This window comes from Dyella sp. 2HG41-7 (genome assembly GCF_021390675.1).
Lineage (GTDB): Bacteria > Pseudomonadota > Gammaproteobacteria > Xanthomonadales > Rhodanobacteraceae > Dyella_B.
Genome location: NZ_JAJEJV010000004.1, coordinates 1,414,810 through 1,434,990, shown reverse-complemented (window position 1 = coordinate 1,434,990; position 20,181 = coordinate 1,414,810). Strand labels below are relative to the sequence as shown.

Here is a 20,181-nt window from a genome sequence, read left to right as displayed (position 1 = left end):
ACGCTTAGAAAGGCTTCGCCAAAACCAGAAAGAGCACGCCCAGCAAAACCAGCACGGGCAGCTCGTTCATGAGCCGCAAGGTGCGCGCGGACGGCAACGCGCCACCTTGTTCGCTGCGCTTGAGCATGCGCCCGGACCACACGAAGTGCGCCAGCAGCAAAACGACCAAGCCGAGTTTGGCGTCGATCCAGTGGCCGCCGCTGGTGATATCGGGCAAGGTTTGCGGAAACACACGCCATCCCTGCCACAACGTCAATCCGAACAGAAACGCGATACCGAACAGGTTGTGGCCGAAGCGATACAGGCGGCGCCCCATCAGCTGCAGCCGCGCTTTGACCGCGGCGTCGCCGCCCGCTTCGGCAATATTCACCAGGATGCGCGGCAGATAAAACACGGCCGACATCCAGGCGATGACGAACAACACGTGAAACGTCTTGACCCACAGATAGATCATTTCCGACTCCCGAATCGCAAACAAAAACGGCGTGCCATAAAGCACGCCGTTTTATCGGGAATTGGTGGGCGGTACAAGGATCGAACTTGTGACCCCTTCCATGTCAAGGAAGTGCTCTACCGCTGAGCTAACCGCCCATGTGCTCGCACGATGGACCGCGCGAGCCGCGTAGTCTACCCGAAGACCCTGATCAGCGCAAAGCCTGCTCGCGCAACTGATGAATGCGGTCGCGCAACCGGGCCGCCTCTTCGAATTCCAGGTTTTCCGCGTGCTTGCGCATATCCGCCTCCAGGCGCTTGATCATCGCATTGGCCTGTTCGGCATTCAGATTCGCGTACTCGGCTGTGGGCTCGGCGACGGCGGCGGCGCGGCCGCGCGAGGACTTGCTGCGCCCCCTGCCCGGCACTTCGCTGCGCGCGCCTTCCATGATGTCGGAGATGCGACGCACGACCGATTGCGGCGTAATGCCGTGCGCTTCGTTCCACGCCACCTGCTTTTCGCGGCGGCGATTCGTCTCTTCCATGGCCGCCTGCATCGAGCGCGTGATCTCGTCCGCGTAAAGAATGGCTTTTCCGCGAACGTTACGCGCCGCGCGGCCGATGGTCTGAATCAGCGAACCGGTCGAACGCAGGAAGCCTTCCTTGTCGGCGTCGAGAATCGCAACGAGCGACACCTCCGGCATATCCAAACCTTCACGCAGCAGATTGATGCCAACCAGCACGTCGAATTCGCCCAAGCGCAGATCGCGGATGATTTCGACGCGTTCCACCGTTTCGATATCCGAGTGCAGATAGCGCACCTTCACATCGTGCTCGCTCAGGTATTCCGTGAGGTTTTCCGCCATGCGTTTGGTGAGCGTCGTCACCAGCACGCGATCGCCCATTGCAATGCGCTTCTTCGCCTCGCTGAGCAGATCGTCGACCTGCGTGCGCACCGGCCGCACTTCCACTTCGGGGTCGACCAGACCCGTGGGGCGCACCACCAACTCCACGATGGCATCGCCGGATTTTTCCAATTCGTAGGGGCGCGGTGTCGCCGACACGAAAATCGTGCGCGGCTCGCGCAGCTCGAATTCCTCGAAACGCAGCGGACGGTTATCCATCGCCGAAGGCAGGCGGAAGCCGAATTCCACCAACGTCTCCTTACGCGAGCGGTCGCCTTTGTACATCGCGCCAAGCTGCGGCACGGTGACGTGCGATTCGTCGATCACCAGCAACGCATCCGGCGGCAGATAATCGAACAACGTCGGCGGCGGCTCGCCCGGCGCGCGACGCGTAAGGTGCCGCGAATAGTTTTCGATGCCCTGGCAATAACCCACTTCGGCCATCATCTCGATATCGAAGCGCGTGCGCTGATCCAAGCGCTGCGCTTCGACCAGGCGATTTTCTTTGTAGAGAAACTCAAGCCGATCTTTCAGCTCGACCTTGATCGTCTCGATCGCGTTCAACACGCTTTCGCGCGTGCTGGCGTAGTGCGTACGCGGGTACACCGTATAGCGCGGCACTTTGCGGATGGTTTCGCCGGTGAGCGGATCGAACAGCGAAAGATTTTCCACTTCGCCGTCGAACAATTCGATGCGCAACGCTTCGGTTTCGGATTCGGCGGGAAACACATCGATAATTTCGCCGCGCACGCGATAGGTACCGCGGCGCAATTCCATTTCATTGCGCGTGTACTGCAATTCGGTCAATTGACGAATCAGCGCACGCTGATCGATGCGCTCGCTACGCGCCAGAATCAGGCGCAGCGAAAGGTAGTCTTCCGGATCGCCCAGACCATAAATGGCCGAGACGGTCGCGACGATCAACGAATCTTTCCGCGACAACAGCGCCTTGGTCGCCGCCAATCGCATCTGTTCGATGTGATCGTTGATCGACGCGTCCTTTTCGATATAGGTATCGGACGCGACCACGTACGCTTCCGGCTGGTAGTAGTCGTAATAGCTGACGAAGTATTCCACCGCGTTGTGCGGAAAGAATTCCTTGAATTCTCCGTAGAGCTGCGCCGCCAGCGTTTTGTTCGGCGCAAGCACGATGGTGGGGCGCTGCACCTGCGCGATCACGTTCGCGATGGTGAAGGTTTTGCCGGAGCCAGTGACGCCTAGCAGCGTCTGCCCCGCCATGCCGGCTTCGAAGCCATCGACCAGGCGCTTGATGGCATTGGGCTGATCGCCGGAGGGTTTGTAATCGGAGACGAGTTGGAAGCGGTCGTGGTCGGTCATACGGATACTCTGCGGGCGCCGAAGCAGATTTTAAACGGTACGTGCTGACACAAGTTGTCAGCAGGGTCGTACGCATGCCCTCCTCTTTCGCGGTTGGCACGGCCGAAACTGGACCTAGCATCGTTCGGATGATGCCAAAACGCGATAACGAACCTGCAATGAGTGGTCAACATGGATTCGGACTGATCGAACAGATCATGACCTTGGTGCTACTGGCGGTACTCGCCGCGATGGCCGTGCCCGCTTTTCATCGGATGCTGGAGGGGCACGAATTGCGTGTCGCCCAGACCGATTACATCGTGGCCTTGCAGCATGCACGCAATTTGGCGGTGAACGAGCAGACGCGCGTTATTTTCTGCCCCAGCCAGGATGCTCTTACGTGCAGCGGGAGCAAGTCATGGGGCAACGGCTGGTTAATCGGCTTGGTCGACTCCAAGAAGAAGACGCAGATGGCAGGGCCGCCACGTTATACGGGTCGCGGATATCGCGATGCGCTGACGGTCGCTAGCAACTCGTCGCGAAATTACGTCTGGTTTGGCCCTGATGGCAGCTCAGTGGGCACTGAGCAGAGTTTCTTTTTCTGCGTAAAAGACGATCCGCAGCGAATTTTGTCGGTAGTCATCAGCAAGGTTGGACGCGTCAGAGGCGAGTCACTGCAAGACACAAATAAGTTTCAGTGCCCGACGACCAACTAAAGAGAGTTATAGCAACACCGGCCTATCTGGCAACTCATCCGGCCGCGCCTTCCCGTGACTGGGGAAATGCTTCGCAAGCAACGCATGCACCTCGGAAATGCCACGCAATGCACCCGCACGCCATTGCCCTGCCGCGAAGCTTTCCTGCATCGCTGCGCAGATCGACACCCACTCTTCGGGTTTCACGCGACGCGCGATACCGCGATCGGCCACTACTTCGATGCGATGCTCGGACATCAGCACATAGATCAACACGCCGCAGTTGTGTTCGGTATCCCAAACGTTGAGTTGACCGAAAATCTGGCGCGCACGCGTGCTTGCATCCAGACCCTCCCAAACCAGCGGCAATGGAAGGCGCGATTCGACTGCGAATCGCACTTCGCCAAGATGGGTACGCTCGCCGTCCGCGACTGCCTCGGTCATATCGTCGAGCAAATCAGGCGGAAAACGCCGATGGATCGCAAACCAGCCCTCAAAGGCATTCATCAACAGTCGTTGATTACGTGAAGGCATCTCACCAGCTCCCCGAGGCGCCGCCGCCACCAAAACTGCCGCCCCCACCGCTAAAGCCACCGCCGCCACCAAACCCACCGCCTCCGCCGAATCCCCCGCCCCCAAAGCCACCGCCGCCGAAACCGCCCCAGCCACCCCCGCCGATCGATCGGCCGGCGCCGGCCGGCAGCAGCATAAACAGACTGCCGAGCACACCGCCCAAAATGCCAATGCCGACGGATGCGAGCATCCACAACAAACCGCCAACGACAAGTCCACCCAAAGGCGCACGAACCAGCGCAGGCGCGCGGCCGAATATCCCGCGCAAGAAGATCACCGCAAAGATCGCCAGGAAGAAAATTCCCTGATAACTCCGGCCGTGCTCAACGTCGTTGCCACGCACGGGCGGCGGCAAGGGCTCGCCGTTGATCAGTTGCGTCAACGCACCGATCGCATCGCCGATGCCGCCGAAATAATCGTTGCTGCGAAATTTCGGCGCGAGGTATTCGCGAATGATGCGCGCCGCCGCAGCGTCAGGAATTGCGCCCTCGAGGCCGTAACCCACTTCGATGCGAACGCGACGGTCGTTTTTCGCAATCAGCAGCAACACGCCGTCGTCGACGCCTTTGCGTCCCAGCTTGTTCGCTTCGGCGACGCGCAGGGAGTAATCATCGAAATCATCCGGCTGCGTGGTGCCGACCATCAGCACCACCAACTGCGCGCCTTTCTGCTTTTCCAGCGCAGTGAGTTGCGTATCGAGCTGATCGATCTGCTGTGCGTTCAACGTGCCGGTGAGATCGGTCACGTGACGCGTCAGTGTCGGAACGGCCGGCTGATCGTCGGCATGCGCGGTCCAGGGCGATAGCAACGCTATCGCCAGTACCATCCATAGGCGCACCCAGCGCCGCATCATGTCAGTGTGCCGAGGTCGCGGGAGCCGGCGTGCTCGTGCCGAAATCCACCGTCGGCGCCGTGGAAATCGCCTTCTCGTTTTCCACGCTGAAGTTCGGTTTCACCTGGTAGCCGAACATCTTCGCGGTGAGATTGTTGGGGAACGTGCGGATCATCGAGTTGTATTGCTGCACCGCCTGAATGTAGCGATTGCGCGCCACGGTGATGCGGTTCTCGGTGCCTTCCAGCTGCGCTTGCAGATTCTGGAACACGCCGTCCGCTTTCAGATTCGGATAGTTCTCGCTGACCGCCATCAAGCGGGATAACGCGCCGGTAAGTTGACCTTGCGCGGCCTGGAATTTGGCCAGCGCGTCCGGATCGTTCGCCAACTCAGGCGTGATTTGAATGCTGCCCACACGCGAACGCGCGTCAGCGACTTGGGTAAAAATCTTTTCCTCGTGCGCCGCGTAGCCCTTTACGGTGTTCACCAAATTGGGCACCAGATCGGCGCGACGCTGATACTGGTTGAGCACTTCGGACCACTGCGCCTTGACGGCCTCATCCTGCTTTTGGATCGAGTTGTAACCGCAGCCGCTCAACATCACGGCAAGCAGCAGCAACACGAGCATGCGTAGACTTTTCATCGGAATGCTCCTTCCAGTGAGCTTTCATTGCAGCACCGGCATGACGCCGATGCAATCGTCGATCTTTCTGAAACGCGGCAGCTCAAAAAAACCGTGGACCAAGGATCAACCCCCAGCACAAGGCCACCAGCACCAACAGCAGAAATACCGCCGCCGAACCCATGTCTTTGGCGCGGCCCGCCAGCTCGTGAAATTCGGGGCTGACTTTGTCCACCACCGCCTCGATCGCGGAATTCAGCAACTCCACCGACAACACCAAAATCACCGGTGAGACGAGGGCTATTTTCTCCAGCGCCCCGTTGCCCGCCCACAAACCCACGGGCACCAGGATGACAGTCAGCATGGCCTCCAGCCGAAACGACGCCTCGTAGCGCCAGCAGGCGCGCAGACCGTTCATCGACCATCGAAAAGCGCGCCACAACTGGCGCGGATCGCCGCGAAATCCGTTACCAGGCATAGGTCGGGGAACTCACCAGCGGGGAGATAACGGTATTTTTCGGCATGGAGAGCACCACTCCGGGTAGGCGGCAACAGGCGCGACATGATGCCATAAGCCAGGGAATACGCCGCTTCCCCGCAAGACTTTGCTTGCCGCAATGCAACTTCAAGCAAATGACGAATCGGTTACCCTTCCGCGACTGTGCCTTGCTAAAGGTGCGGAAAAATAGGTCGATTTCGACCTTGTAGTACACCTTTTCGGAAATACCCTATGCAGACCCAACCCGTTTCACAAACCCGGTCGTTCACCACCGTTTTCTTGATCGAAATGTGGGAGCGCTTCGGCTTCTACGGCATGCAGGTGTTGATGGTCACCTTCATGATGAAGAAGCTGGGTTTTATCGATACAAAAGCCAACCTGGTGTGGGGCGCGGCGGCGGCGCTTATTTACGCGACCCCGGCGATCGGCGGTTGGGTTGGCGACAAACTGTTGGGAACCCGTCGCACGATGCTGATCGGCGCGGTCGTGCTGGCGGTCGGTTACGCAATGCTGTGGATCCCTTCTAATAACGCTTACGTAACGTATCTCTCGCTCGGCGTGATCGTGGTCGGCAACGGCTTCTTCAAACCCAATGCCGGCAATCTGGTCCGCAAGATTTACGAAGGCGACGAAACGCAAATCGATAGCGCCTTCACCATGTACTACATGGCGGTGAACATCGGCTCGATGATTTCCATGACCGCCACGCCGTGGATTCGCAATTACATCGGCGAACAATTCGGCGACGATCTGGGCTGGCACACCGCGTTCGGCGTTTGCTCGATCGGCCTGGTGCTCGGCCTGATCAATTTCTCGCTGATGAAGCGAACGCTGTCGCATATCGGTTCGCCGAGCGACGATCAGCCGGTCAGCCTCAAGCGCGCTGCGGCTGTTGCGCTTGTTTCGCTGGCGACGGTTTTTATCGCGGCATTTATCTTGCAGAGCGAGACCATTGCAGAATGGTGCGTCTACACGGCGGGTGTCGTCATCTTAGGCATTTTCGTGCACCTGATTCGCGGCAGTCGTTCAAACGAGCGCGCTGGCCTTACCGCTGCGCTGGTGCTTACGGTGCAGACCATTTTCTTCTTTATCTTCTACGCGCAGATGGCGACGTCGCTGAATCTTTTCGCTCAGCGCAACGTCGATCTTTCGTTTAGCGTCTTCGGGATTCATTTGTTCAACTGGATTCCCGAGCAATACCAGAACTTGAACTCGATCTGGATCGTGCTGCTTAGTCCGGTGTTGGTTTTTATCTACAACTCGCTCGGCAAGCTCGGCAAAGATCCTTCGATCGCCGCGAAATTCGCGTGGGGTTTCGCCGCGGTCGCGCTGGGCTTTTTCATGTACGGATTCGGCGCGAGCTGGGCGGTGAACGGTCAGGTGTCGTCGTGGATCATGGTCTGGGGTTACGGCCTGTACTCGCTCGGCGAATTGCTGGTCAGCGGCCTTGGCCTAGCGATGATTGCGCGCTATGTTCCCGATCGCATGGGCGGCTTCATGATGGGCGCGTATTACGTCGCGGTCGGCATCTCGCAATATCTCGGCAGCGTGGTGGCGAATATCGCGCATATTCCGGACAACATTACCGATCCGTTGCAGTCGCTGAGCATCTACACGCACCTGTTCAACATTCTCGGCTTCGTGGGCATCGGCTGCACCGCCATTGCGGTCGGCATTCTGCCGCTGATGAACAAACTCTCCGCCAGCCATTCGGACCCGGCCACCAACTATCACCCGCTGCCCGCCGTGCGCAGCGAGGAATTCAATACGCCATGATCTGCCTGCGATCCGCCGTATCATGCGGCGGATCGCAATCTCTCCGGGCTGGTCATGGCGCAACTTCAACTCAAGCAACCGATTGGACCGTTTGCGCTGACGCGCACGCTCGCGTGGCTGCGTTTGTGCGCGATTGCCGGCCAAAGCATGGCCGTGATGGTGTGCTCGTGGTGGATGCATATCGATATCCCCACGCTGTCGCTGTTGCTCGGCATCGATATGCTTGCCGTCTTCGCCGTGTTCGCCGCATGGCGCACCCGCCAGCCTTGGGCTGTGCATGAGTGGGAAACGGTGTGTCACATCGTCGCAGACACGCTCGTTTTGAGTTATCTGCTCTATTTCACCGGTGGCGCAAGAAATCCCTTTATCACCTTGCTGTTGGTGCCCATCGCGCTGGGCGCGGCGGCGTTGTCGGTACGCGCGGTGCTCGCCATTGCAGCGATTGCCGGCGCCGCGTACTTCGTCTTGGTGCGCTGGTATGTACCGTTACCAATAAACGACTCGATGAGTAGCGATCACGGCTTCTCGTTGCATGTGGCAGGCATGGGCGTGAACTTCGTGATCACAGCGTTGCTGCTCGGTTTCTTTATCAATCGACTCGCCACCGCCGTGCGTCAGCAACAACAGGAAGTGCAGCGCATCCGCGAACGCGCGTTGCGCGATGAAGGCATCATGGCGATCGCCACGCAAGCGGCCGGCGCCGCGCACGAACTCAATACGCCGCTGTCGACCATGCGCACGCTGCTGCCCGAATTACGCCGCGAACACACGGCGGACGCCGCGCTGGACGACGATCTGGAATTGCTGGAAGGCCAAGTGGAACGCTGCCGAACCATCCTGCGTGAGATGGTCGCCTTCGGCAAAGCGCAGTTGTCGCAGGCGCCCGAGCAGATTGCGCTTTCCGCTTTTATCCACGGTTGCCTCGAACGCTTTCAGCTATTGCGCCCCGAAGCGGAGCTGGAGCTGCACGTATCGCCGCAACTGGACAATCTCGTGCTGCGCACGCCGCCTGGCCTGCGCCATGCATTGCTCAACTTGCTCAACAACGCCGTCGATGCGTCATCGCTGCGAAACTCCAACCATGTCGCCCTCGAAGTTCGCCGAGTCGACGATTGGCTGGAGTGGATCGTGCGTGATCGCGGTCCTGGGTTTGCGCCAACCGGCGCGGCCGCCGCCATCGGGGAAAGCGACAAACAGAGCGGCCTGGGTATCGGCCTGGCGCTGGCCGAAGCCACGGCCGAACGGCTCGCTGGCGAATTGATCGCCACGAATACGGAATACGGTGCGGAAATGCGCCTGAGATTCCCGCTTTCCGCCGTTTCGCTGCGTTAGCAAGGTAAACTAGCCGGGCAGATAGTTCGGAAGCAGCACATGAGTTCCCCAAATCCAACCGGCGCGGCACGCCCACTGCTCGTCGTCGATGATGATGCCACCTTCGTGCGCGTGCTCAGCCGAGCGCTCGCGTCACGCGGCTTCGAAGTGATTAGCGCCGTCAACGCCGACGAAGCGCGCGCCCTCACCCGACGTCATCAGCCGAAACATTGCGTGCTCGACTTGAAGCTCGGCGAAGAAAACGGCTTGCGCCTGATTCCCGAGCTGCACGAACTCATGCCCGATATGCGCATCCTGCTGCTGACCGGCTACGCGTCGATCGCCACAGCCGTCGAAGCCATCAAGCGTGGTGCGCACGATTATCTGGCCAAGCCCGTCGATGCGGATGCCGTGGTGCGCGCGCTGCTCGAAGGCGACAGCCCTCACCAGGGCGAAGACGAAGTGCTGGATGCGCCGGAAGCGCCTCTCGCGCTACGTCGCCTGGAGTGGGAACACATCCAGCGCGTGCTTACCGAATGCGACGGCAATATCTCCGAAACCGCGCGACGCCTCGGCATGCATCGCCGCACCTTGCAGCGCAAACTCAGCAAACATCCGGTGCGCGAGCGTCCGCAAAGCAGCAACTGAAACGCTGTCGCTAATTGTTCGTTGAAGCATCCGCCGACGATGTTGCGCTTGCCGGCGGATGGTTCGACGGATCCGGCTCGTCATCGTAGAGCGCCACGTGCGCGATACCGTCCGCGCCGATCCAGCCGCGATACATGCCGTCGGTATTGAACGGTATGGCAATGTTGCCGTTCGTATCCAGCGCAATTGCGCCGCCGCTACCGCCCATCGATGGGATTTCCTGATTGATCACTTCGGCCGCCGCGCGCTGCACGGGTTCCTCAAGCATGGAAACGCGCATGCAGATTTCGTGCGCGGCCACGGTGCGCATGTAGAACTCGCCCCAACCCGTGCCGGAAACGGCGCACTGCGCGTTGGCGTAAGTACCCGCACCGATGATGGGCGAATCGCCAACGCGTCCCCAGCGCTTGTCGACCATGCCGCCGGTGGATGTTCCGGCCGCGAGATGCCCTTCCTTATCGAGTGCGACCGCGCCCACCGTACCGAAGTGATGGGTCGGGTCCGAACCGGCGCGCGCGTGCTTTTCCGCATCGTCCTTCAAAACTTTCTGCCACTGTTGCCAACGCTCCTCCGTGCGGAAGTACGAGGGGTCGACCAGCACGATGCCTTGCTCTTTCGCAAACGCTTCGGCGCCATCACCGACGAGCATGACGTGCGGCGAATGGTCCATCACGGCGCGCGCCAGCAGAATCGGATTTTTGACCCGATGCACGCCAGCGACCGACCCAGCCCGTAAGGACTCGCCGTCCATGACCGCGGCGTCCAATTCGTTCTTGCCGTCGTGGGTGAACACCGAACCTTTGCCGGCGTTGAAGTTGGAATCGTCCTCCAGCACGGCGATGCTGGTTGTCACCGCATCGATCGCAGGCTTGCCTGCTTTAAGTTGTGCATAACCCGCTTCCAACGCCTTCGTCATCGCCGCGCGCACCGCTTTTTCCTTGGCCGGCGTCATGTCGCGCTTGATGACGCCCGCGCCACCATGGATTACCAAAACCGGTGTGGTGGCGTGGCTCACCAACGCCATTCCGAAACTGAGCAATGCGACAAAAAGGCGACGGGACATCCCATCATTCTCCCCAACGGTGTTGCAGGGGGATCAGTATAGCGAGCTGCTCCAACCCAAAATGCGGCTTTCGACCGCTATCCGCGTCGAAGCATGACCTGTCTAGGTTTATGGCCCCGTACGCCTTCACATGGCGTGGCACGACATCGATCCGTCGTATCCTAGGCAACTGGCTCTCCCTGTATGAAGGCATCCCATGGACAAGGTTTACGCAAGCGCGACACAAGCTCTGGATGGTTTGCTGTTTGATGACATGACCATCGCCGCAGGCGGCTTCGGTCTTTGCGGCATTCCCGAGAATCTCATCGGTGCCCTGCTGGCGGCAGGCACGAAGGGGCTGACGATTGTCGGCAACAACGCCGGTGTCGACGATTTCGGCATGGGGCCGTTGCTCAAGACGCGCCAGGTCAAGCGCGTGTATGCGTCGTATGTCGGCGAGAACAAAGAGTTCGAACGGCAGGTGCTATCCGGCGAACTGGAGTTGCACCTTGTCCCGCAAGGCACCCTGGCGGAAAAACTGCGCGCCGGCGGCGCCGGCATTCCCGGGTTCTACACGCGCACCGCGTTTGGCACCAAGCTGGCGGAAGGCAAGGAAACCAAGCGCTTTGGCGAGAAGGAATATGTGCTGGAAGAGGCGATTCACGCCGATCTGTCGATCGTGAAGGCGTGGAAGGGCGACAAATCCGGCAACCTGGTGTTTCGCAAGACCGCGCGCAATTTCAATCCGATGATCGCGACATGCGGCAAAATCTGCGTGGCCGAAGTGGAAGAATTGGTGGAAGTGGGCGAGCTGGAACCGGATCAGGTCCACGTGCCGGGCATCTACGTTGATCGCATCGTGCAGGGCGAAAAATACGAAAAGCGCATCGAATTCCGCACCGTTGCCGGCGCAAATACCGGCAAGGAAAGCCCCATTCGGATGGCGATGGCGCAGCGCGCGGCGAAGGAACTGCGCGACGGCTTCTACGTGAATCTCGGCATCGGCATTCCCACGCTGGTCGCCAACTTTATTCCTGCCGGTATGGATGTCACCCTGCAATCGGAAAACGGTTTGCTCGGCATCGGCCCGTTCCCGGATGAAGCGCATATCGATCCCGATCTGATCAATGCGGGCAAGCAAACGATCACTGCACTGCCGGGCTCATCGTATTTCTCCAGTGCGGAATCGTTTGCGATGATTCGCGGCGGCCATATCGACTTGTCGATTCTCGGCGGACTGGAAGTATCTTCAACCGGCGACATCGCGAACTGGATGGTGCCCGGCAAGATGGTCAAAGGCCCCGGCGGCGCGATGGACTTGGTGAGTGGCGTGAAGCGCGTGGTGGTATTGATGGAACACACCGCGAAAGACGGCTCGCCGAAGATCAAGCCACAGTGCGATTTACCGTTGACCGGCCAGCAAGTGGTCGACTTAATCATCACCGACTTGTGCGTATTCCAAGTCGAAAAAGGCAAAGGCCTTACGCTGATCGAACTGCAGCAAGGCGTGACGGTGGATGACGTCAAGGCAAAAACGGGTTGCTCGTTCGACATCGATCCTTCGCTGCGTTGAAGCTCTTTGCTCCCTCCCCTGCTTGCAGGGGAGGGCTGGGGTGGGGTTACACAATCTAGCGACCAAGCAACGGATTTGCTTCATGCGAAACGAATGGATGCGCGCACGCCAATTGCGTCTTGCGAGCACAGATGCGGAATGGTGCTTATGGCGCCATCTCCGCCAAAAGAACTTGGCAACCCATAAATTTCGTCGCCAGCAACCTATAGCTGGCTACATTGTAGATTTCGTTTGCTTGCCAGCCATGCTGATCATTGAAATCGACGGCGGCCAGCATGTGGATGCCGCCGAATACGACGGCAAGCGAACGCAGGTCTTGGAGGCACGCGGCTATCGTGTATTGCGGTTCTGGAATGACGACGTGATGGTCAGAACGGATGCCGTGCTGGAGGAAATTTGGCGGCATTTGGTTGCGCGCTAAAGAACGAGCAACCCCACCCTAACCCTCCCCTGCAAGCAGGGGAGGGGACAGATTGCGGGAAATCGACGCTTACCGCGAAACCTGCTGCGTCTGCGGAAACCGAATTTCCGCGACATATCGATTGCCGCCCTGCACATGCAAACTCAGCGGCCACGAAAAACGTTCGCTGATACGTTGCGCAATAGCGTATTCAAAACCTTGTTGCCCAGGCCCCGGCGGATGCTGTTCCGCGCCAGCTGTGGCGCTGACGTTGACGATGCCAGGCATCACCGTCACCTGCACGACGCCCTGCCCCGTGTACTGACTCGCGTGTCGAATCAACTGCCAGCACAACACCGCGAATACGCGCGGCGAACCGTGCAAGGCGAACGTTGCCGGTTCTTCCAGGCGCAATTCGATCGGATGGCCGTGCAACATTTCGCGCGCGTTGGCGAGTTCTTCGCGCAGGACGTCGTTCACCACGAAATCCACTTCGCCCTGACCGTTGTCGGCTTCGCGCGCAAGAATCAACAAGGCTTCGACCAAGGCTTCCATCTCACGCGTGGCGCGGCGAATGCGTTGCACGGAACGCTTACCGAATTCGCTCAGCTCCGATTCGTCGGCCAACATGTCCGTCGACATCTTGATCACCGTCAACGGACTGCGCAGCTCGTGACTCGCATCGCGTGTAAAGTTGCGCTCGCGTTCGTTGTAACCGGCGATGCGACTGGCGAAGTTGTGGAACCCGCGCGCCAACGTGGCGATATCGCTGTCCGCTCGTCGCAAACGATCCGGCTGTAACGCAGTAAGATCCGCCTGCCCTTCTTTCCAATTTCCCACCCATTGCGCAAGCGTGCTGACCTGCCGCCATGCGCGTTCCATGGCGAGCCAGGTCAACATGCTTACGATCACAATCAGCAGCAGCACGGCACTGGCCGGCGCCACGTTGTAATACCCCATTAGGCAAACCACGGCCACCGCCACGAGTTGCATGCCGAAAATCAGCAGCAACCGGCGTTGAAATCCCCCACGCGCGCGAACGGCGCGCGTAGATGTGGCCCCCGTCGAGGTCATGAATGGTTGTATCGGGCGATTACGCAATGTGGCTTATAGGAGTCGACTCTGCATCCAAATCGGCAAGGCGATAACCCGCCGAATGAATGGTGTGAAGCAACGGACGATCGAATGGCTTGTCGATCACCCGGCGCAAATTGTAAAGGTGGGAACGTAACGTGTCCGAATCGGGCAAGGTATCTCCCCAGATTTCCCGCTCGATATCGCGACGGCTGACCACGCGAGGCGACTCGCGCATCAGGATCGCCAGCAGCTTCAGGCCGATCGGCGACACCGTAAGTTCCTGGCCCGAACGGGTCAGGCGCAGGGTGGCGGTATCCAGGGTCATATCGCCCACGGTCAGCACTTCGCTCGATACCTGGCGACGGTCGCGACGGATGAGGGCGCGCAGGCGGGCTTCCAGCTCGCGCACTTCGAAGGGCTTCACCAGGTAGTCGTCGGCGCCGGCTTCCAGGCCCACGAGCTTGTCTTCCAGGGTGTCGCGCGCGGTAAGCATCAGTACCGGGGTCGACTTCTTGGCGTCGCCGCGCAGCTTGCGGCAGACATCCAGGCCGTCGATGCCCGGAAGCATCAGGTCCAGCACCACCACGTCGTAGCTGTTGGAGACCGCCAGATGCAGTCCGCTGACGCCATCTTGAGCAAAATCAACGGAGTAGCCGCGTCGCTCAAGAAATTCGCCCACCATTTCCGCGATCTGACGGTTGTCTTCAACCAACAGGATCAGCCCCGCATGTTCGTCACGTGAACTCATGTTCGCCTCGCCGCTGTAGGTGTCTTCACATTTGTGAAGGCTAACAATTGGGGTGGTAAGAGGGATGTGAATTTCAGTGAACGAAACCGTGTTGGCCGTTTCATCACAACAAAGGTTTAAGTTTCGGCCAGATTGTGTTCAGCACGATCGGCTCGCCGGCGGCCACGGGATGCAGGCCGTCTTCCTGCATCAGCGCGGGGTTCAAGGCCACCCCGTCCAGCATAAAAGGCACCAAGGCCGTGTGCTTTTCGCGCGCCAGATCGGCGTAAACGGCGCGCAGACCGTCCCGATACTGCGGCCCGTAATTCACCGGCATTTCGATACCCAGCAGCAACACTTTGGCGCCGCTTTTCGTGGCCGCGTCGATCATGCTTGAGAGATTCGCCCGCAACTCGTTTAACGGCAGGCCCCGCAAGCCATCGTTGGCGCCCAGTTCGATCACCACGACGCGAGGGTGGTACTGCGCCAGCAGCCCCGGCAGGCGATTGCGCCCGCTTACCGACGTATCCCCGCTGATGCTGGCATTGATCACCGTCCAGCCCGGCTCCATCTGCTTGAGACGTACTTCCAGCAGATGCACCCAACCGGCCTCTACGGGAATGTTGTGCGCGGCGGACAAGGAGTCGCCCAGCACGACCAACGATTTCGCAGGCGCGTTTTCCGTGGGTGACGCCTGTACCGCACTGAAACTCAAAAGCAGCAAAAGCGAACATAGGAAACGACGCATGAGTGGTTCTCGTCCTGTAGATGAAAGACATGTGCTTGCAGTGCGCGATGTTAGCAAGTCGGTGAACGGTCCCGAGGGACGGCTCGATATTCTCAGCAATGTCGCCATGGAAGTAAGTGCGGGCGAAAGTTTTGCAATCGTCGGCGCATCGGGCTCGGGCAAAACCACCCTGCTCGGCTTGCTTGCCGGATTGGACACACCGACGCGCGGCAGCATTCATCTGGACGGCCATGCGCTGGAACAGCTCGACGAAGAAGCGCGCGCCGATTTGCGTCGTCGCCTGGTCGGCTTCGTCTTCCAATCGTTTCATTTGCTGCCGGCATTGACCGCTGAGCAAAACGTGATGTTGCCGCTGGAACTGGAAGGCCAGCCGGATGCGCGCGAAAAAGCGCGCGCTGCGCTGGAAGCCGTCGAACTCGGTTCGCGCCGCAAACACTATCCCGCGCAGCTTTCCGGCGGCGAACAACAACGCGTCGCCATTGCGCGCGCTTTCGTGCATAGCCCGCGCGTGCTGTTCGCCGACGAACCCACCGGCAATCTGGATCGACGCACGGGACGCCACGTGTGCGACCTGCTGTTTGCGCTCAATCGCGATCACCACACTACACTGATACTCGTCACGCACGATCTACAACTGGCGGAGCGTTGCATGCGGCGCGCGGAATTGCAGGAAGGCCGCCTGGAGCCGCTGACATGAGGATTCTGCTCCTCGCATTGCGCAGTCTGCGCCGCGAATGGCATTTGCCGGAGCTGCGCACGCTGGCGGCATCGCTGGTGCTTGCTGTTGTCGCCTTGGGCGTGGTGGCGACGCTTACCGCGCGCATGGAACGCGGCGTACTGGCTAGCGCCGCCGAATTGATCGGCGGCGATCTGGGTGTATCCGCACCGCAAAACATTCCCGACAAATTCGCCGTTGCGGGTCGCCAGCGCGGCTTGTCGATCACGCAAACGGCAAGTTTTCCGAGCGTTGCCTTCGCGCAACAACAAAGCCAATTGCTGGATGTGTTGGCGGCCGATAACGCGTATCCGTTGCGCGGCACGCTGCTGATAAGCGATTCATCAGGCCGGCAAATCGTCAGCCACGCACCGGCTGCTGGAAGCGTGTATCTCGATCATCGAGCGCTGGTGGCGTTGAACAAGCGCGTCGGCGACAGCATCCAACTCGGCGGTCGCGATCTGCGCATTGCCGGCGAGCTGATGCAAGAGCCCGATGGCGGCGAATTGGTAGCGATGGCTCCGCGCGCCTTGATGAGCCTGGATGATGCCGAACAAGCCGGATTGCTCGGCGTTGGCAGTCGCGCTCGTCACAGCTTATTGCTCGCCGGCGAGCCCGCCGATGTTCAGCGCTGGCGCACATGGGCGCAATCGACCGCGCTTCCGCAAGGCGGCGAGCTCATTACGCCGGAGCAAACGCAAGAACGCATGCGCAGCGCGTTCGATCGCGCGGGCGCATTTCTACGACTTACTGCATTGTTGTCTGCCTTGCTGTCAGGTGTAGCGATTGCGCTGGCCTCGCAACGCTATGCAAGACGTAAGACAAGCGAAGTATCGCTGCTTCGCGCTCTTGGCACCTCGCGCGCGCGCGTCTTTACATTACTGATCGGCACCATGGCCGGCTTGGCGATACCTGCGGCGTTTTTGGGTGTCGTGCTGGCACTCGCCCTTGCGCAAGGCGCATGGATGTTCGCCAGCCAGCTTTTCGTCGGCGTGCCAACGGTGTTGCCGATTCTGCCCTCGCTTGCGGCGGCCGGCATGGGCATTGCGGTGCTGGTCGGCTTTGCGCTGCCGCCGCTGGTGCGGCTTGCCGATATACCGCCGGTCGCGGTGTTCCGCGCCAGTATGGCGCGTCGCATTCGTCGCTTCGATGCGCTTTACCTCATTCCCGTCGTCGTGGCGCTCGCGTTGATCTGGAATCTCAGCGGATCGGCCACACTTGCCGGCATTCTCGCCGTCAGTCTGCTGGGCGTTGCAGTGGTCGCCGCATTGCTTGCCGCATTGTTGCTGTGGCTCGCGCGACGCATCGCGCCGGGCGGTCACCCCGCGTTGCGTCTAGGCATGGCGGCGTTGGCGCGGCGACGCGGGCTGAGCATCGTGCAAGCCACTGCGCTCAGCATGGGGCTCACCGCGCTCTTGCTGTTGGCCGTCGTGGCGCCGTCCTTGTTGGATGGTTGGCGCCAGGAACTGCCGAGCGATACGCCGAATTGGTTCGTGCTGAATCTGCAAGACGACCAACGCGACGATTTCAGCAAGGCGCTACAACGCATCGGCGCCAATCAACTCAACATGATGCCGTTGGCGGTGGGCAAACTTACCGCCATCAATGGCCATCCCATCGACACGATGACGTTCAAGGACGAACGCGCGAAAGAATGGAGCGATCGCCAGCTTCGCCTGTCCTGGTCGAACGATTTGCCGCCGTCCAACACCGTGATCGCAGGCTCCTGGTTTGAACCGCATCCCTCGCAGCCAGAAGTGTCCGTGGATACGATGTGGCGCGATATGTATGCGCTCAAGCTGGGGGACACGATGCGTTTCGACGTCGGCGAAGGCCAGGTGGATGCACGCATCGCCAGTTTCCGCCATGTGGATTGGACGTCGTTTCGCGTGAACTTCTTCCTGCTGATGGACCCCACTCACGCAACGGCTTTGCCACATACGTGGCTGGCCAGCTTCTATCTGCCGCGCGGTCACACCGAGGAACTGGCAACGCTATCGCGCGACTATTCCAATCTCAGCCTGGTCGATGTCGATGCGTTGCTCGACCGCGTGCGCGAAATCGTGCAACGCGTGACCGGCGCGGTGCGTTGGGTGCTGGGTTTCAGTCTGCTTGCCGGCGCGCTCGTATTGGCCGCTGCGTTGGCCACGAGCGGACAGGAACGACGTCATGAAGCGGCTCTTTTGCGCACGCTGGGCGCGCGACGCAATCTGCTGCGCATTGCAGCCGCGTGCGAATTTGCGTTGCTCGGATTGATTGCCGGCGTCACCGCCGCACTCGGCTCGATGGTAGGCGGATGGTGGCTGGGACGCAGCGTGTTTCATCTGAAGGATTTCATGCCGCATCCGGTGCCGCTTGCGTTGTCCGCCCTTGCCGCAGCGATTGTCGTGATGTTGCTTGGACTGGCCGGCACGCGGAAAGTGACGCATACGCCACCCATGCGGTTGTTGCGCGCGGAGTAACGCCACCAACCATGCGACGACAACGCGGTAGGATGCCCACTTCCTTCCCATCCAAGGCGAGCCATGTACACCCTTTATTACTCACCCGCTACTGCGAGCATGGTTGTACATCAGGCCCTGTTGGAAATCGGGGCGGACTATCGCCTCGAACTGGTCGACTTCGATCAGGACGAACAACACGGCGCGGCGTATCTCAAGCTCAATCCCGGCGGCAAGGTGCCGACGTTGTTGATCGACGGCCGGCCGGTGTACGAGTCGGGCGCGCTGCTAACGATCCTGGCGGAGCGACATCCCGAAGCGAAACTGATCCCGCCTGCGGGAACACCCGAGCGCGAAGCGTGGCTGCAATGGTTGGTTTTCCTTTGCAACGCGTTGATGCCGGCGTATCGGCTCTGGTTCTATCCGCAGGAGCTCGGCAACGACGAACACACGCCCGAACTTCGCGCCGCCCTGCAACGCAAAATTGCCAAGGTTTGGGATCATTTGGAAGCGCATCTTGCCGCGCACGGCCCGTATTTGCTTGGCGCGAATTTCTCTGGCGTGGATTTGATGCTCACGATGCTGATGCGCTGGTCCCGCAATATGCCGCGTCCAGCAACAGAATGGCCCGCGCTCAAACGATTGGCCGACTTAGTGCGCGCGCGTCCGAGCTGGAAAAAATTGTATGAGCTGGAAGGTTTGAGCGAATGGGCATGACCGCCAGCGCTGCCGCAAGCAGCTGGCTCAACCGCCTCAAGCACGAATGGTTGCTGTGGTTGTTCGCTGCGCTTGCGTTGGTGCTTGGCGTGATCGATCCGCAACCGTGGACACGCTACCAGCGTTGGCTGCAATGGCCGACGCTGTGCGGGTTGCTTGGCTTGCTGATCGCAATTCAAGGGATTCGCGATAGCGGCCTGATCCAACGTCTTGCTGGCGCATTGGTCGCACGCCTGCACTCGTTGCGCGGCGTTGGCTTGTTGTTGGTGAGCATGACGGCCGTGCTGTCGATGGTGCTTACTAACGACGTCAGCCTTTTTCTGATCGTGCCGTTGACGGTCGCGATTGGCGGTATGTCGAATCTGCCGATTCTTCGCATGGCGATTCTGGAAGCGCTCGCCGTCAATGCGGGTTCCACGCTCAGCCCCATCGGCAATCCGCAAAACCTGCTGATTTGGCAGCACACGCAGATTCCCTTCATGCAATTCGTCGGCAGCATGTTTCCTGTCGCATTGGCGATGTTTGTGCTGGTTGCGGCGCTGACTTGGATTTGGCTGCCGAAAGAACGCGTGCAGCTCTATGCGGACCGGCTCGATGGTCACCCGGTATCGGCGTCGTTGGCGCTGCTTTCGTTCGTGAGCCTTGCGATGATGGTGCTGATGATGGAGCACGGCCACGCACCGCTGGGCGCGTTGTTGCTGGTGGCTCCGTTTGCGCTGTTTTCCTGGCGCAGTCTCGTGCGCATCGACTGGTTTCTGATGGCGACGTTTGCCGCGATCTTTCTTGGCCTGGGACATTTCGCCGATCTCGCGATCGTCGATCGCGCGATCGGCAAGATCGATTTCAATCAGCCGCTGGCGCTTTATCTCAGCGGCATCGTGAGCTCTCAGCTCATTAGCAACGTACCGGCGACCGTGTTGCTGCTCAACCGCGTACCGGATGCGATGGCGCTTGCGGTCGCTGTGAACGTGGGCGGTTTCGGCCTGGTTATCGGTTCGCTGGCGAACCTGATCGCGCTGCGCCTAGCAAAACAGCCGCATGCGATGCGGCTGTTTCACGAAGTATCGGTGCCTTTTCTGCTGGTTTGCGCACCGTTCGTGTATCTGGCGGTACGTCTGTTGGCGTGAGCCG

Annotated in this window: 20 protein-coding genes and 1 tRNA gene; 10 read left to right on the top strand and 11 right to left on the bottom strand. The window is 60.0% G+C overall.

Going from position 1 to position 20,181, the window contains the following annotated elements; all coding sequences use genetic code 11:
• Positions 1-4: 4 nt before the first annotated feature.
• The 3 genes from L0U79_RS07585 to uvrB form a co-directional block, all read right to left on the bottom strand.
• Positions 5-454 carry a CopD family protein gene (locus L0U79_RS07585; RefSeq protein WP_233841261.1) on the bottom strand — a complete coding sequence of 150 codons (450 nt, stop codon included), beginning with the start codon at positions 452-454 and terminating at the stop codon, positions 5-7.
• A gap of 62 nt (positions 455-516) precedes the next feature.
• Positions 517-591, bottom strand: a tRNA-Val gene (locus L0U79_RS07580).
• Between the two features lie 53 nt (positions 592-644).
• The gene (gene uvrB, locus L0U79_RS07575) at positions 645-2,675 is read right to left on the bottom strand and encodes an excinuclease ABC subunit UvrB (protein ID WP_233841260.1); all 2,031 of its coding nucleotides are present in this window, start codon (positions 2,673-2,675) and stop codon (positions 645-647) included.
• 158 nt (positions 2,676-2,833) lie between these two features.
• On the opposite strand from uvrB, the gene L0U79_RS07570 reads away from it, so the two are divergent.
• Positions 2,834-3,370 (top strand): GspH/FimT family pseudopilin, encoded by a 537-nt coding sequence (locus L0U79_RS07570; protein ID WP_233841259.1) that lies wholly within the window; start codon positions 2,834-2,836, stop codon positions 3,368-3,370.
• Positions 3,371-3,376: 6 nt separating this feature from the next.
• On the opposite strand, the gene L0U79_RS07565 is transcribed toward L0U79_RS07570, so the two are convergent.
• The 4 genes from L0U79_RS07565 to L0U79_RS07550 all read right to left on the bottom strand — a co-directional run bounded on the left by L0U79_RS07565 (position 3,377) and on the right by L0U79_RS07550 (position 5,854).
• Entirely contained in the window at positions 3,377-3,883 is a 507-nt protein-coding gene (locus tag L0U79_RS07565) for a TPM domain-containing protein (RefSeq protein WP_233841258.1), read from the bottom strand.
• 1 nt (position 3,884) lies between these two features.
• A complete protein-coding gene (locus L0U79_RS07560; protein ID WP_233843866.1) occupies positions 3,885-4,772 on the bottom strand; it encodes a YgcG family protein in 888 nt (295 codons plus the stop codon).
• A gap of 4 nt (positions 4,773-4,776) precedes the next feature.
• Entirely contained in the window at positions 4,777-5,397 is a 621-nt protein-coding gene (locus L0U79_RS07555) for a LemA family protein (RefSeq protein WP_233841257.1), read from the bottom strand.
• An 82-nt stretch (positions 5,398-5,479) separates the two neighbouring features.
• The gene (locus L0U79_RS07550; protein WP_233841256.1) at positions 5,480-5,854 is read right to left on the bottom strand and encodes a diacylglycerol kinase; all 375 of its coding nucleotides are present in this window, start codon (positions 5,852-5,854) and stop codon (positions 5,480-5,482) included.
• 252 nt (positions 5,855-6,106) lie between these two features.
• Between L0U79_RS07550 and L0U79_RS07545 the strand changes: the two genes are divergently transcribed.
• The 3 genes from L0U79_RS07545 to L0U79_RS07535 are packed head-to-tail and all read left to right on the top strand — an operon-like array spanning position 6,107 to position 9,610.
• Entirely contained in the window at positions 6,107-7,651 is a 1,545-nt protein-coding gene (locus L0U79_RS07545) for an oligopeptide:H+ symporter (protein ID WP_233841255.1), read from the top strand.
• 54 nt (positions 7,652-7,705) lie between these two features.
• Entirely contained in the window at positions 7,706-8,983 is a 1,278-nt protein-coding gene (locus L0U79_RS07540; RefSeq protein ID WP_233841254.1) for an ATP-binding protein, read from the top strand.
• A gap of 39 nt (positions 8,984-9,022) precedes the next feature.
• Positions 9,023-9,610: a response regulator transcription factor gene (locus tag L0U79_RS07535; RefSeq protein WP_233841253.1), complete on the top strand. Its 588-nt coding sequence runs from the start codon at positions 9,023-9,025 to the stop codon at positions 9,608-9,610.
• 10 nt (positions 9,611-9,620) lie between these two features.
• Here L0U79_RS07535 and L0U79_RS07530 read toward each other — a convergent pair whose 3' ends face one another.
• On the bottom strand, positions 9,621-10,673 hold the full coding sequence (locus L0U79_RS07530) for an isoaspartyl peptidase/L-asparaginase (RefSeq protein ID WP_233841252.1): 1,053 nt from the start codon (positions 10,671-10,673) through the stop codon (positions 9,621-9,623).
• 196 nt (positions 10,674-10,869) lie between these two features.
• Here L0U79_RS07530 and L0U79_RS19255 point away from each other — a divergent pair, with 196 nt between their 5' ends.
• The gene (locus tag L0U79_RS19255) at positions 10,870-12,225 is read left to right on the top strand and encodes a 3-oxoacid CoA-transferase subunit B (protein ID WP_304488649.1); all 1,356 of its coding nucleotides are present in this window, start codon (positions 10,870-10,872) and stop codon (positions 12,223-12,225) included.
• Between the two features lie 82 nt (positions 12,226-12,307).
• Entirely contained in the window at positions 12,308-12,646 is a 339-nt protein-coding gene (locus tag L0U79_RS07515) for a DUF559 domain-containing protein (protein WP_233841251.1), read from the top strand.
• A 69-nt stretch (positions 12,647-12,715) separates the two neighbouring features.
• On the opposite strand, the gene L0U79_RS07510 is transcribed toward L0U79_RS07515, so the two are convergent.
• The 3 genes from L0U79_RS07510 to L0U79_RS07500 form a co-directional block, all read right to left on the bottom strand.
• A complete protein-coding gene (locus L0U79_RS07510) occupies positions 12,716-13,699 on the bottom strand; it encodes a HAMP domain-containing sensor histidine kinase (protein ID WP_233841250.1) in 984 nt (327 codons plus the stop codon).
• 19 nt (positions 13,700-13,718) lie between these two features.
• Positions 13,719-14,450 carry a response regulator transcription factor gene (locus tag L0U79_RS07505; protein WP_233841249.1) on the bottom strand — a complete coding sequence of 244 codons (732 nt, stop codon included), beginning with the start codon at positions 14,448-14,450 and terminating at the stop codon, positions 13,719-13,721.
• Positions 14,451-14,553: 103 nt separating this feature from the next.
• Positions 14,554-15,177 carry an arylesterase gene (locus tag L0U79_RS07500; protein ID WP_233841248.1) on the bottom strand — a complete coding sequence of 208 codons (624 nt, stop codon included), beginning with the start codon at positions 15,175-15,177 and terminating at the stop codon, positions 14,554-14,556.
• On the opposite strand from L0U79_RS07500, the gene L0U79_RS07495 reads away from it, so the two are divergent.
• From L0U79_RS07495 to L0U79_RS07480, 4 genes are all read left to right on the top strand, one after another.
• Entirely contained in the window at positions 15,176-15,874 is a 699-nt protein-coding gene (locus L0U79_RS07495) for an ATP-binding cassette domain-containing protein (protein WP_233841247.1), read from the top strand. The genes L0U79_RS07500 and L0U79_RS07495 overlap by 2 nt on opposite strands.
• Positions 15,871-18,354: an FtsX-like permease family protein gene (locus L0U79_RS07490; RefSeq protein WP_233841246.1), complete on the top strand. Its 2,484-nt coding sequence runs from the start codon at positions 15,871-15,873 to the stop codon at positions 18,352-18,354. Before L0U79_RS07495 ends, L0U79_RS07490 begins: the two co-directional genes overlap by 4 nt.
• Before the next feature lie 63 nt (positions 18,355-18,417).
• Positions 18,418-19,050, top strand: coding sequence for a glutathione S-transferase family protein (locus tag L0U79_RS07485; protein ID WP_233841245.1), 633 nt, complete (start codon positions 18,418-18,420; stop codon positions 19,048-19,050).
• Complete coding sequence (locus L0U79_RS07480; RefSeq protein ID WP_233841244.1) at positions 19,041-20,177, top strand: SLC13 family permease; 1,137 nt, start codon at positions 19,041-19,043, stop codon at positions 20,175-20,177. Before L0U79_RS07485 ends, L0U79_RS07480 begins: the two co-directional genes overlap by 10 nt.
• Positions 20,178-20,181: the final 4 nt, after the last annotated feature.

What these genes read in the sequence shown, in the direction of transcription:
- L0U79_RS07585 (WP_233841261.1), bottom strand. Translation starts at nt 454, where the DNA reads ATGATCTATCTGTGGGTCAAGACGTTTCACGTGTTGTTCGTCATCGCC.
- uvrB (WP_233841260.1), bottom strand. Translation starts at nt 2,675, where the DNA reads ATGACCGACCACGACCGCTTCCAACTCGTCTCCGATTACAAACCCTCC.
- L0U79_RS07570 (WP_233841259.1), top strand. Translation starts at nt 2,834, where the DNA reads ATGAGTGGTCAACATGGATTCGGACTGATCGAACAGATCATGACCTTG.
- L0U79_RS07565 (WP_233841258.1), bottom strand. Translation starts at nt 3,883, where the DNA reads ATGCCTTCACGTAATCAACGACTGTTGATGAATGCCTTTGAGGGCTGG.
- L0U79_RS07560 (WP_233843866.1), bottom strand. Translation starts at nt 4,772, where the DNA reads ATGCGGCGCTGGGTGCGCCTATGGATGGTACTGGCGATAGCGTTGCTA.
- L0U79_RS07555 (WP_233841257.1), bottom strand. Translation starts at nt 5,397, where the DNA reads ATGAAAAGTCTACGCATGCTCGTGTTGCTGCTGCTTGCCGTGATGTTG.
- L0U79_RS07550 (WP_233841256.1), bottom strand. Translation starts at nt 5,854, where the DNA reads ATGCCTGGTAACGGATTTCGCGGCGATCCGCGCCAGTTGTGGCGCGCT.
- L0U79_RS07545 (WP_233841255.1), top strand. Translation starts at nt 6,107, where the DNA reads ATGCAGACCCAACCCGTTTCACAAACCCGGTCGTTCACCACCGTTTTC.
- L0U79_RS07540 (WP_233841254.1), top strand. Translation starts at nt 7,706, where the DNA reads ATGGCGCAACTTCAACTCAAGCAACCGATTGGACCGTTTGCGCTGACG.
- L0U79_RS07535 (WP_233841253.1), top strand. Translation starts at nt 9,023, where the DNA reads ATGAGTTCCCCAAATCCAACCGGCGCGGCACGCCCACTGCTCGTCGTC.
- L0U79_RS07530 (WP_233841252.1), bottom strand. Translation starts at nt 10,673, where the DNA reads ATGTCCCGTCGCCTTTTTGTCGCATTGCTCAGTTTCGGAATGGCGTTG.
- L0U79_RS19255 (WP_304488649.1), top strand. Translation starts at nt 10,870, where the DNA reads ATGGACAAGGTTTACGCAAGCGCGACACAAGCTCTGGATGGTTTGCTG.
- L0U79_RS07515 (WP_233841251.1), top strand. Translation starts at nt 12,308, where the DNA reads ATGCGAAACGAATGGATGCGCGCACGCCAATTGCGTCTTGCGAGCACA.
- L0U79_RS07510 (WP_233841250.1), bottom strand. Translation starts at nt 13,699, where the DNA reads ATGACCTCGACGGGGGCCACATCTACGCGCGCCGTTCGCGCGCGTGGG.
- L0U79_RS07505 (WP_233841249.1), bottom strand. Translation starts at nt 14,450, where the DNA reads ATGAGTTCACGTGACGAACATGCGGGGCTGATCCTGTTGGTTGAAGAC.
- L0U79_RS07495 (WP_233841247.1), top strand. Translation starts at nt 15,176, where the DNA reads ATGAGTGGTTCTCGTCCTGTAGATGAAAGACATGTGCTTGCAGTGCGC.
- L0U79_RS07500 (WP_233841248.1), bottom strand. Translation starts at nt 15,177, where the DNA reads ATGCGTCGTTTCCTATGTTCGCTTTTGCTGCTTTTGAGTTTCAGTGCG.
- L0U79_RS07490 (WP_233841246.1), top strand. Translation starts at nt 15,871, where the DNA reads ATGAGGATTCTGCTCCTCGCATTGCGCAGTCTGCGCCGCGAATGGCAT.
- L0U79_RS07485 (WP_233841245.1), top strand. Translation starts at nt 18,418, where the DNA reads ATGTACACCCTTTATTACTCACCCGCTACTGCGAGCATGGTTGTACAT.
- L0U79_RS07480 (WP_233841244.1), top strand. Translation starts at nt 19,041, where the DNA reads ATGGGCATGACCGCCAGCGCTGCCGCAAGCAGCTGGCTCAACCGCCTC.